Origin of the sequence: Porphyrobacter sp. ULC335 (genome assembly GCF_025917005.1) — a bacterium.
In the GTDB taxonomy this organism is placed as follows: Bacteria; Pseudomonadota; Alphaproteobacteria; order Sphingomonadales; family Sphingomonadaceae; genus Erythrobacter.
Window position 1 is genome coordinate 2251796 of sequence record NZ_CP078091.1, and the last position, 12357, is coordinate 2264152.

Sequence of the window (12357 nt, forward strand, 5' to 3'; positions counted from 1 at the left end):
GTTCAAGTTCTCACCGTGCATTCCAGCGCGCCGAGCCCCTTAGGCTGCGCGCCACCCCCATAATCCGCTTCACGCCCGCTCACCGGGTTGCTGTGCGCATCAAAGGTTTGATTCCATGTTCAATTCCCTCATCAAGTCGGTCTTCGGTTCGTCCAATGATCGTTACATCAAGTCCGCTCAAAAGATCGTCTCGCAGGTCAACGGGCTTGAAACGCAGATTCAGGCGCTCACCGACGAGGAGTTGCAGGGCCAGACCGGCAAGCTGCGCGCCCTGGTAGACAAGGGTGCAACCCTCGACGAGATCCTGCCCGAGGCCTTCGCCACGGTGCGCGAAGCTTCGGTCCGCGTATTCGGGATGCGTCACTTCGATGTGCAGCTGATCGGCGGTCTCGTGCTGCACCGCGGTGAGATTGCCGAGATGCGCACCGGCGAAGGCAAGACCCTGATGGCGACGCTGGCGGTGTACCTCAACGCGCTTGAGGGCAAGGGTGTGCACGTGGTCACGGTCAATGATTACCTCGCGCGGCGCGATGCTGCGGAGATGGGCAAGCTTTACAACTGGCTCGGCCTGACCGTCGGCGTGATCGTCCCCGGCATGCCCGAGGAGTTCAAGCGCGACGCCTACAACGCCGACATCACTTACGGCACCAACAACGAATTCGGCTTTGATTACCTGCGCGACAACATGAAGCACGAGCGCGCGCAGATGGCGCAGCGCCCCTTCAACTTCGCGATCGTCGACGAGGTCGACTCGATCCTGATCGACGAAGCGCGCACACCGCTGATCATCTCCGGCCCGACCGAGGACAAGTCCGAGCTTTACGTCTCGCTCGATCAGGTGGCTCGGGAAATCCCGGTCGAATGGCTCGACATCGACGAGAAGGTGAAGCGCGTCCAACTGACCGAAGATGGCATGGAAGCGGTTGAGCAACTGCTGATCGAAAAGGGTCTGCTTGCCACCGATAACCTCTTCGACGTCGAGAACACGCAGGTCGTCCACCACCTCGATCAGGCGCTGGTCGCCAACTTCGCCCGCAAGCGCGATACCGATTACATCGTGAAGGACGGCAAGGTCATCATCATCGATGAGTTCACCGGCCGCATGATGGATGGTCGTCGCTGGTCGAACGGGCTGCACCAGGCCGTGGAAGCCAAGGAAGGCGTGCGGATCGAGCCCGAGAACCAGACGCTCGCCTCGATCACCTTCCAGAACTACTTCCGCATGTATCCCAAGCTCTCCGGCATGACCGGCACCGCGGCCACCGAAGCCGCGGAATTCTGGGACATCTACAAGGTCGGCGTGGTCGAAATCCCGACTAACCTGCCGGTCGCCCGCATCGACGAGGAAGACGAGTTCTACAAGAACACCGCCGACAAGTTCGGCGCCATCGCCAAGGCGATCAAGGAAAAGCAGGAAATCGGCCAGCCTGTGCTTGTCGGCACGGTTTCGATCGAAAAGTCCGAACTGCTCAGCCAGTATCTCGACAAGGAAGGCGTGACGCACTCGGTGCTGAACGCCCGCTTCCATGAACAGGAAGCGCGCATCGTGGCACAGGCCGGGCGGTTGGGTGCGGTCACCATTGCCACCAACATGGCCGGGCGAGGGACCGATATTCAGCTGGGCGGCAATATCGAATACCGCATCCTCGATGAATTGGGCGAAATGCCTGAAGGCCCCGAGCGCGATGAAGCTGTCGCCCGCATCCGCGCAGAAGTCGCGGCGGAAAAGGATCAGGTGCGGTCGGCAGGGGGCCTGTTCGTGCTCGGCACCGAACGCCACGAATCCCGTCGCATCGACAACCAGCTGCGCGGCCGTTCGGGTCGTCAGGGTGACCCCGGCCTGTCGCGCTTCTACCTGTGCCTTGAGGATGACCTGCTGCGCATCTTCGGCCCCGACACGCTTTTCTCGAAAATGATGAAATCGAACCTCGCCGATGGCGAAGCGATCGGATCCAAGTGGCTATCGAAGGCGATCGAGACCGCGCAGAAGAAGGTCGAAGCGCGCAACTACGACATGCGCAAGCAGGTCGTGCAGTATGATGATGTGATGAACGACCAGCGCAAGGTGGTCTACGAACAGCGCGCCGAGATCATGGACAGCGAGGCGGTCGACGACGTGGTGGTCGATATGCGCCACGACACGATCAACACCATCGTCGGCGCGGCGTGCCCTCCGGGCTCCTATCCGGAGCAGTGGGACATTGCCGGTCTGAAGACGCGCGCCGAAGAGGTGCTGGGCTTCCAGCCGCCGTTCGACGAATGGCTCGCCGAGGACGAGGTCGAGCCTGAGCTGCTCGAGGAAAAGCTTCGCGCTCTCACCGACGAGATGATGGACACCAAGGTATCCAATTCCGATCCGTCGATCTGGCGGATCGTCGAGAAGGACGTGCTGCTGCGTCAGCTTGACCATCACTGGAAGGAACACCTCGCCACGCTGGATGCGCTGCGGCAGGTGATCTGGATGCGTGGCATCGCGCAGAAGCAGCCGATCAACGAGTACAAGCAGGAGGCCTTTGCGCTGTTCGAGACGATGCTCGATACGCTGCGCGAGGAGGTGACCAAGATCCTGTTCCGCGCGGAACTGAGGATCGAGCCGCCGCAGCCGCAAGGGCTGCCGGAACTGCCCGATTTCCTGACCGGCCATATCGATCCGCTGACCGGCCTTGACGACTCAGCCGATGGCGACGGATCGCACATGCGCCCCGAACTGTTCGGCTCGCTCGCCGGTGCGCCGGCGGCGGAATTCGGTGCGGGCGGGGCCGAGGCAGGAACGGACCCCTATGCCAATCTCGGACTCAGCCGCAATGCGCTGTGCCCGTGCGGCAGCGGGCAGAAGTACAAGCATTGCCATGGCGCCCTGTCACCGCGCGCTATCGCCCTATGAGTTGAGGCATGATCGGGGCGGTTCCTGCGCTGCTGGCGCTCGCCTTTTTGGTGACGGCGCTGCTCTATGCCAGTGTTGGTTTCGGGGGCGGGTCGACCTATTCGGCGCTTCTGGCGCTGTCCGGGCTCGATTACCGGCTGCTGCCGCTGGTGGCGCTGGCGTGCAATATCGTTGTCGTGAGCGGATCGAGCATCCGCTTCGCCCGCGCAGGGCTTACGCCGTGGATGAAGGCGTTTGTGATCGTGGCGCTGGGCGCGCCTGCGAGCTTTGTGGGCGGTCTGACCCCGATCAAGGAAGCGACCTTTCTGTCGCTTCTCGGGGGCAGCCTCGTGCTGACCGCGCTGACCATGCTGATCCCGGTGCGCGAGAACGAGGATGGCGGGCCTACGGGTTTTGCCCGATGGATGCCGCTCGCCGCCGCACCGCTTGGCTACTTTGCCGGGCTGGTGGGGATCGGCGGAGGCATATTCCTTGCGCCGCTGCTGCACCTTGCCCGCTGGCATGAGGCGCGAGCGATTGCCGCAACAGCGAGCCTGTTCATTCTGGTCAATTCGCTGTTCGGCCTCGCCGGGCAGTTGGTCAAAAACGGCCCCGGCCTGTTCGGCCAAGCGCTGGGCGCAGCGTTGCCGCTAATGGTGGCGGTGGTGATCGGCGGCCAGATCGGCAGCCTGTTGGCGGCGAAGTTGTTGCCCCCGAAGTGGATAAGGTGGCTGACCGCGCTGCTGGTGCTGGTGGTTGGGGTCCGGCTGCTGGTGGGGGTCTAGAACTGATCATGTCCAGGGACTGTGCACGGCGTGATGGCGTGTTAAAGCGCAGACAAGGCCCGAAAAAGGGTGGCGCGGCCTGACATTCGAACGACAGCTCCAGGGACCATCGCGCTAGCATCCGCGTCCTCGGCATGGCCGCAGGCGTCGGGGAATACAGCACAGGATGCCCGCTACCAAGGCGTTCGCAATGGCGGCTATCCGCTTGTTTGCGCCAAAAACTGCCCTTCAGCATTCGACCCCATAGCGGTCATGGGCCCCTCTCATGCTCGCGCCACGGGTGCCATATGAGTGGCTCGGCCTTGCGCTCCGATTGTACGCGATCTCAAGCAGCCATTTGGTCGGGGTCAGCCTCATGCGGCAGCGCCAGTCAGAAATGGGTGAAATGTACTGCGATTCGCCGAGATCAAGCGAAACGAATTTGCAAGCACCTCGGGCGCTCTCGTCATGTTACCGGGAAGAGAAAATATAATATAATTGGCTCAAGCAATTGTAATAAATACTATATGTCAATAAAGCGATAAATATAATTCAAATTACTGACAATCACGACAAATATAACTCGCTTCATGTAACCGATGTGAAATAGAGATTCATGATTTAGAATTAAAATATTCGTGAATCTGAAACATGCATTTCCCAGCAGATTCATATATTCACAATATACCCTGCGCTCACAAACCAGGGGGTATTGAAGATGCGATCAATTTTTTTGATGAAGGCCGCGCTTTTGTGTTCTGCAATTCCATTTGCGGCACAAGCAGAGAGTAACCAGCCAACGTCACAGGAAACTCAGGGGGCGTCACAATCTGAAGATGATGAAAATACTATCGTCGTAGAAGGCCAAAAAATTGCAGTTTCCGAGACCGAACTAGCCGCTGCCTTTGTTGATTTCGGCACGCAGGTACAAATAATCAGCGACGATGAGATCGATACCGGCGGCTTTACCAACTTCGGAGAGCTTGCGGCTGGCCTGATCCGCGGTGCCAACATTGGATATTCACCCGATGAAGGTGAATTCACCATCCGTATCGACGGCGGCACAGACCGTGACACGCTCCTTCTAGTTGATGGCGTGCCGTATTTCGATCGATCCTCGCCACTTGAGGACATCTGGCCCGCTACCGCAATCGATCCGCGCATGATCCGCTCGATCGAGATTTTCCGCGGGGGAAACAGCCTCTACTTCGGATCGAACGGCGGTCTGGGTGTGGTCTCGGTCTATTCCAAGCAGCCGGAAGGCAAGTTCTCGGGCGAGATCGGCGTTTACGGGGGATCGTTCAAAACGCGCGAAATCTATGGCAACGTTTCCTTCCCGCTACCGCTCGCTGGGTTGCCGGGAGAGCATTCGATCATGGTCTTCGGTCGTTCCTACGAGACGGATTCGAACATCCTGTTCAACCGTGATGCCTTTGCCGACACGTTGCTGGATCTCGGCGGTTTTCGTGAATATCCCTACAGCTACAATAATCTGGGTGCGAAATACTTCTGGGAGATCGATCAAGACACGCAGTTCCGCGCTGGCTTCCAGTTCGCCACGGTGGATTTCGAGGACACCTTCCCCGACAGTCAGCCCTATGCACCCAACAAGACCGAATTCCCGATCTTCAACGCAAGCTTCGAGAAGCGCTTCAATGAAAACACCAGCCTGATCGTCGAGGGCTATTATCAGGCCCCTAAGCTGCGAAATACCGAGCTTGATCCGCTGGTCTGCTCGATCCCGCGGGTCGGTGATTTGCCCGCCGCGATCCGTCCGCGGGCGCCTGCCGGGGGCTTCACCACGGCAACGCAGTACGAAGCTTTCGCCGCCGCCAACGGTCTGCCCGCTGGCTGCGTCACCAATCCGCAGTTCAACTTCGGCCGCGCCAACGTGCAGGCGCGCGAAGGTATCTACGTCAATCCGGCGAACGGCCGTCCCTACGGCACGCTCGACAACCCCTTCCCGATCGGCAACCCGCTGGGCTTCGTCATCCAGTCGGTCGCCAACTTCGGTACCGGGGTGCCGGTCAAGGGGATCGGGGACGTCGACCAATTCACGTCCAGCTATGTTGATTACGGTGTCAACGGGCGTCTCACGCACCGTTGGGCCGATTGGCTCGAGACCGTGGTCGGCGTCCAGAACACCAGCTATCGGGACAACTCCGACGCCGTTTACGGCGTGCAGGACCTGACGCTGCGGTCGACCGGTGTTTACGGCGATGTGCGCCTCAAATTGCCGATCCTCGAAGGGTTCAACGCCTCAATTGCGGGACGCCACGACTTCAACACCAGTTTCTCGGATGAGAGCGTCTGGAAAGTGGGCCTGCGTCAGGAGCTGCCCGCCGGCTTCTACCTGCGCGCCAACGGCGGCACGTCCTATTCGCTGCCCAAGATCGACGAGCTCGGCGTGTACGGTGCCAACGCCAACCTCAACCCCGATCTCCAGCCGCAAAGCGTCGAGACCTATAGCCTCGGTGCCGGGATCAACGGCGAAATCGGCGGGGGCACCTTTAACATCGAACTCGGCTACTTTGATACTGAGATCAAGAACCTCTTCGCCGACCGGTCGATCGACAGCGTGTGCCTCGAATATGCGCGCGAAGTGCTGCCCGGCAGCCCGCTCACGCGCGATGTAATCACCGCCAACCGGGCGCTGATCATTCCGCCGGACGCCTTCTGCGCCTCCGCGAGCGCCGCCAATCTGGCTGGCCGAGAAACCGTCGCGGTCAACCAGCTCGCGCTGCAGGATATCCAAGGCTGGACAGTCGACCTTTCACTCGACCTCGATCTTGTGCAGTTCGACCTGACTTTCACCAAGACGGAATCGCTCGAACCCAACCCGGTCTTCGGCCTGCGTGCTAGGCGTGATGGAACCACCGTCGACCTGCCCTTCGTGACGCCCGGCCCGGCTGGCAGCGAGCCGCTGCGTCAAGCCGGTGAACGGCCCGAATGGGCGCTGTCAGGCCTCTTTACCCTCACGCCGAGCGATCGCTGGGTGTTCGCGCTCAACCCGCGGTATCAGGGTCCGGAATTTGCCTATGCCCCCAACGCCCTCGCGCGGCTGGTCGATGCCAACGGGAACCGGGTGGTCGAGGACATCAACTTCGGGAACTACTTCGTGCTCAACGGCTCGATCCAGTACTACCTCGGTGAAGAGCGCGAACACCGCCTGATGATCCGCCTCGTGAACATTCTTGACGAAGAATATTTCGAGCGGGCCTCGGGTGGCTCCACGCTCCAGGTCTCGCGTGCGGCAGTCCGCGGCGAGATCGGGCCGCAGAACAGCAGCTTCTACCGTCAGTACGGCTGGAACGGGAAGCCGCGGTCGGTCTGGCTGCAGTACGAATACAACTTCTGATCCAGCCCGCGGGCGGCTGCCCTTCGGGGGCCGCCCGCCTACGCTTTCGCGAACGCGTCCGCCGCTGGCCGGCCACGCGCCAAGCGCACCGAGGAGAGCCGAGATGTTCAATCGCCGTCATTTTCTGGGTTCCGGCATCGTTGCCGCTGGTAGCGTGCTGCTGCTGCCCGCAGCCGTGCGTGCTGCCATCAAAAGCAACCCCTTCACGCTAGGCATCGCATCGGGAAGCCCGCGCGATACCAGCGTGATGCTGTGGACGCGCCTCGCACCCGATCCGCTGCGCGGCGGCGGGATGCCGCTCGGCGACGTGCCGGTGCGCCTCCGGATATGGGCCGATGATGCCGCCAAGCGGCTGGTGCGCGAGATGGACGTGGTGGCAGTGGCGGAGGATGCGCATTCCATCCACGAGCGGGTCGAGGGTCTCGAGCCGGGGCGCGAGTATTGGTACCGCTTCAGCGTCGGCGATTACGAGAGCGCGCTCGGCCGGACCCGCACGACAAGCCGCGCCTCGTCCACCGCACGGCTGGCGGTAGCGAGCTGCCAGTCTTGGCAGAGTGGGCACTACGCCGCCTATGCCGACATGGCCGCTTGGGCTCCTGACTGCGTCGTGCACGTCGGCGACTACATCTACGAAGGCGGGACGAGCGACCTCGGCAAGCGCACGGCGAAAATGTTCGGCGAGGATCTGACCTTCAATACCGTGCGCCAGCACAACGGGCCGGAAATCGTCACCTTGTGGGACTATCGCAACCGCTACGCGCTCTACAAGACCGATCCCTCGCTTCAGGCCGCGCACGCGGCGAGTCCGTGGATCGTGGCCATGGACGACCACGAGATCGACAACAACTGGGCCTCGGACACTCCGCAGGATCCTTGGGCGCAGACGCCGCTGGAGTGGCAGGTGCGGCGGATCGCGGCCTTCAAGGCCTATTACGAACACATGCCGATCGACCGCCCGCCGGTGATCGATATGCTGGGCACGGCCCTGCAGGCGCGCCTGCAGATGTACGGCCTCTACCGCTTCGGACCGGCGCAGGTCCATTTGCTTGATACCCGCCAGTTCCGCGCCGATCAGGTCTGTGGCGAGGGCTTCCCCGGCCAGACACCCTGTCCCGAAGCCGCACGGCCCGACCGCACGATGCTGGGCGCAGGCCAGGAGAAATGGCTGGCCGACGCGCTGCGGCGATCGGACGCCAAGTTCAACGTGCTGGCCTCGCAGGTCTGGCTTACCCCCTATCGCTACAATCAGGCGCCCGAACCAGCCGCAGTAAACTTCGATGCGTGGGACGGCTATGCCCCGGCACGCCAGCGGCTGTTCGAAACGCTCGCTGATGGTGTGTCAAACCCGGTCTCGATCACAGGCGACTGGCACTGCGCCGCCGCATCGCGCCTTCATCTCGACCCGTTCGATGTCCGCTCGAAAAGAGTCGGCGTCGAGTTTTCGGGCACTTCGATTTCGTCCGATTGTCCCTGGTCGCCAGCGATGGAACGTGCCCGCGCGGACAATCCGCACGTCGCCCACCATAATGGCCGCCAGCGGGGCTACTGCCGGTTTGATGTGGATACGCGTCACTGGGCAACGACCTATCGGGTTGTTGCAGACCCGCTCAATCCGAACTCCGCCGTCGGGACCGATGTAGAGATAAGGGTCGCTGACCTTTGATCTGTTGAGCTTGAGCGAGTGAGGACTGCTACGGCGCGGAAATGCGGACACAGTTTTGGGGCAAGCATTGCCGTGGCGAGCATGCGCCGCTTCGGACCAAAGGGTCTAATTGCTGAGCGTGCTCCGGCAAGATTCACGGCTGACCGCGTCATTCTGGTGACGTCCGCTACCCGACCCAGTTCCAGCCATTGTGATCCAATCGCGCTTCTCCCAAAAGCTGCCTTTCGCGCACCAGTGCAAACCCGCGCTGCGACCTTACAATCGCAATGCGTCTTAACGTGTTGTGGGGAAAGGTGTGGGGAAGCCTTAGGCCAGCTAGGCCTAAAATCTTGAAAATAAATATTATTTTAGAAGTAAATGGCTCCCCGAGTAGGATTCGAACCTACGGCCAAGTGATTAACAGTCACCTACTCTACCGCTGAGCTATCGGGGAGCAACTCTTCCAAGCGGTACTAAGGAAGAGCGGAAGCGCGCCTATATGGGCCGGTGCGGGTGATTGCAAGAGGGTTTTGAGCAACCACCGCAGGTAGCGTCATTCGGTCGCGGAGCGGCCGCGCCCCAGATGGCGTTCGGAAAATCAAGACGTAATGAACTGCTCCGCCACGATGCGTTCTTCAAGGCTTTGGCCCGGATCGAACAGCAGGGTCAGGTCATTGTCGTGCGCGATCTGGAGGCGGACTTCGGCAATGTCGCGCAGCTCCTTCTGATCGGCCACGGCGGCGACCGGTCGCTTGGCCGGGTCGAGCACGCGCAGCACGATCTTCATCCGGTCCGGCAGGATCGCGCCCTTCCATCTGCGCGGGCGGAAGGGGCTGATCGGGGTCAGCGCCAGCATCTTGCTGTCGAGCGGCAGGATCGGGCCGTTGGCCGATAGATTGTAGGCGGTCGACCCGGCGGGGGTCGCTACCAGCACGCCGTCGCACACCAGCTCGCGGATGCGCACCCGGTCGCCCACGGTGACCTCGATCTTGGCGGTCTGGCGGGTTTCGCGCAGCAGCGAAATCTCGTTGATCGCGCTCATCACGTGGGTCTCGCCGTCCTGCGTTATCGCCTCGACGCGCAGGGGAGAGATCGTCCAGCGACGCGCCTTGTTGACCCGTGCGGCAATCGCGGCGCGTTTGTCGTACCGGTTCATCAGGAAGCCGACCGTGCCGAGGTTCATCCCGTATGCCGGGATCACGCGCCCCGCATCGAGCATCGCGTGGAGCACCTGGAGCATGTAACCGTCGCCGCCCAGAACCACGACCGCATCGGCCTCGGCCAGCGGGACCCAGTCGCCCGTGTCGAGCAGCGCACTATATGCGTCCTGCGCGCGATCAGTTTCCGACGCGAGCAACGCCAGCCGCTGATAGGTCGTACCAATGCTCGCCATTCTTCCCCCTCCGGCAGCAAAGTGCATCCGGACAGCTTATCCCCGGCCCAGTGCTAGGCGTGGGCCCTGATGTGCCAGATTCGGGCGGATTGCAATTGATGCGAGGCAGGGGCCTATTGAATGGTTAAGGAAGGGCGGGGCAAGAGGAGCGAGATGGAACAGACCCGGACATCCTTGCGCGGCAGCGCGGTCCGCGGGCGCTTGCCCGGGGTCAGCCCCGGCGTGCTCGAGGCTGATCTTCTGCGCGCGCTCGACCGGCGCGAGATCGAGGTGCTGTTCCAGCCGCAATTCTCCTGCGTCACCGGCGCGCTTGTCGGGGCGGAGGCATTGGCGCGCTGGCGGCACCCGACACTTGGCGCGATCGGCGCGCGCGATCTGTTTGCGGTGGCGGAACGGGCCGCACTCGTCGCGCCGCTCTCGCGCCATGTGGTTGCGCGCGCGCTCGAGGATGCCGCGACGTGGCCGGACAATCTCACCCTGTCGCTCAACATCACACCCGAGGAACTGGGCGATCCGCGCTTTGCCGCCGATTTTGCCGCGCTGATCGGCCGCTCGGAAATTGCGCCGCAGCGGCTCATGCTGGAGATTACCGAGGATCTGCTGCTGCGGAATCTGGCGCAGGCGGCGAGCGCGCTCAAGGCGCTGCGGGGCCTCGGCTTCCGCACCGCGCTCGATGATTTCGGCGCGGGGTTCTGCAATTTCCGCTACCTGCGCGAACTGCCGCTTGATGCGCTGAAGCTCGACAAGGCGATGGTCGAAGGCGTTCCCGCCGATGCGACCGCGCTCGCCGTGCTGCGCGCTATCGTCGCGCTCGCCAAGGCGCTTGGCCTTGAAGTCTATGCCGAAGGGATCGAGGACGAAATCCAGCGTGCCGCCATCACCGCCGAGGGCTGCGACTTCTGGCAGGGTTTCCTGCGCGCCCAGCCCATGCCGAGCGAAAGCGTGGTGGCGTTAGCACGGACAGCGCGGGGCATGGGGCACGGGTAGCGGGTACTCCGGTGACGCGTCCCGTTATGTGGTGTGCGTTTATTGCTGCGGAGCTGCGTCCGGTTGCAAAAAGAAGGGAGAGCGCTCTCCTGACGGCGGGTCCAGCACAAAACGTGGGTAGGACAGAACCAACCCTGAATTGGGCAGAGTCAGTTGCTGCACCCCGCCTGACTGCCGAGCGCGGGCTGCGTTGCCCGTTCCCGAGATTGTGGCGAACCCATAATCACGCATCACGTTGCTAAAGAGCACTGCTGAGGAGTAGGTCAACGGTCCGATTAGCACCGTCACCTTGCCGGAGAACTTTAGAGGTTCGTCGACTCCAGGCTGTGTAGCTGTTTCGATCATGCCCTCGGTTATCTCACCGGTCTTCTCACGCTTCACATAAGTTGAGCCGTGCTTGTATGGTTGCGTGGCGATGTAACGGAGAATGCCCTGCTTCCACATGTCGTCGTCGCCTCCGCCGTTGGCGCTGACATCAATGACCAGGTGCTTGGTCGACGCGGCCTTCATCTGAGCGAAACAATCTTGCGTGAATCGATAAAACCGCTCTTTGTCCTCCCAGTAGAATGCCGAGATGGTCATTTGGGCGTCCCCGTCAGCGTCTACCCGACATTGGAACAGACGCTCGAAACTGGCCTCCTGCTGAAGAACAGCTGGCAGGACGTATCCGGCAGGAACGCGATGAGTTTCCGCCGATCCGCTCAGCACAAGGTCATAGCTTGAGGGCGCACCGTACAGCTTCCAATGGAGCAGCCACCAGCGCTGTGAGACCAAGGCGGTTCGGAAGGCCAGAGTATCCCCGTGCGCCCTCGCCAAGAGCGTATCGGCAATCATCCGTGCATCCTGCCCGTTTATGCGCAGGATGCGACGGCCAGCCAGAGGAGTAGTCGCTCCGCCGAGTGCGGTATTGATGACGGGGTAACCGTCACCATCGAGCGAAACTTCGAAGGGGAAGAAACCTTTGCCCTGACGGATCGCTTCTGCGCTTTGTCCTCGCCAGTCCGGCAGGCCGACGAAGAGGTGACCGTCTGCCATTATCGGGTTAAGCTGCGCCAATGCTGCCCACGCCTCATCCTGGGTCATGGGACGGGTAAGTTGCTCGCTTACCTTCTCGGCTGCCTGTTCGAGGTCAGCCTTCGTGACTGAATGAGAGAGATCAGGGTGTAGACGTTCAATTGTGTCGAGCGCGATGCGAAGGTCGGCCTGCAAGTCTACAGGATCGATTGTGCCCACCGTCGCTGCAGTTGCGGGCGGGGTGAGAAGCGCAGCTGCGGCAGCGATACAGAGCCGAATGAAAACAGGCATCAACGCCTTTGACCTTTCAACGAATGCCACATGGCGACTTGCCCG

Annotated in this window: 7 protein-coding genes and 1 tRNA gene; 5 read left to right on the forward strand and 3 right to left on the reverse strand. The window is 61.6% G+C overall.

Features of this window, described 5'->3' with window-relative positions:
* The first annotated feature begins 115 nt into the window (after positions 1–115).
* The 4 genes from secA (at position 116) to KVF90_RS10735 (ending at position 8648) form a co-directional block, all read left to right on the forward strand.
* A complete protein-coding gene (gene secA / locus KVF90_RS10720) occupies positions 116–2884 on the forward strand; it encodes a preprotein translocase subunit SecA (RefSeq protein ID WP_264391571.1) in 2769 nt (922 codons plus the stop codon).
* Positions 2885–2892: 8 nt separating this feature from the next.
* Positions 2893–3648 carry a sulfite exporter TauE/SafE family protein gene (locus KVF90_RS10725; protein WP_264391572.1) on the forward strand — a complete coding sequence of 252 codons (756 nt, stop codon included), beginning with the start codon at positions 2893–2895 and terminating at the stop codon, positions 3646–3648.
* Between the two features lie 697 nt (positions 3649–4345).
* Complete coding sequence (locus KVF90_RS10730; protein WP_264391573.1) at positions 4346–6985, forward strand: TonB-dependent receptor plug domain-containing protein; 2640 nt, start codon at positions 4346–4348, stop codon at positions 6983–6985.
* 103 nt (positions 6986–7088) lie between these two features.
* Positions 7089–8648 carry an alkaline phosphatase D family protein gene (locus KVF90_RS10735; protein ID WP_264391574.1) on the forward strand — a complete coding sequence of 520 codons (1560 nt, stop codon included), beginning with the start codon at positions 7089–7091 and terminating at the stop codon, positions 8646–8648.
* Positions 8649–9006: 358 nt separating this feature from the next.
* Here KVF90_RS10735 and KVF90_RS10740 read toward each other — a convergent pair.
* A tRNA-Asn gene (locus KVF90_RS10740) sits at positions 9007–9081 on the reverse strand.
* 144 nt (positions 9082–9225) lie between these two features.
* Complete coding sequence (locus KVF90_RS10745; protein ID WP_264391575.1) at positions 9226–10020, reverse strand: NAD kinase; 795 nt, start codon at positions 10018–10020, stop codon at positions 9226–9228.
* Positions 10021–10173: 153 nt separating this feature from the next.
* On the opposite strand from KVF90_RS10745, the gene KVF90_RS10750 reads away from it, so the two are divergent.
* A complete protein-coding gene (locus KVF90_RS10750) occupies positions 10174–11007 on the forward strand; it encodes an EAL domain-containing protein (protein WP_264391576.1) in 834 nt (277 codons plus the stop codon).
* Between the two features lie 39 nt (positions 11008–11046).
* On the opposite strand, the gene KVF90_RS10755 is transcribed toward KVF90_RS10750, so the two are convergent.
* Entirely contained in the window at positions 11047–12342 is a 1296-nt protein-coding gene (locus KVF90_RS10755; RefSeq protein WP_264391577.1) for a S41 family peptidase, read from the reverse strand.
* Between the last annotated feature and the right edge of the window lie 15 nt (positions 12343–12357).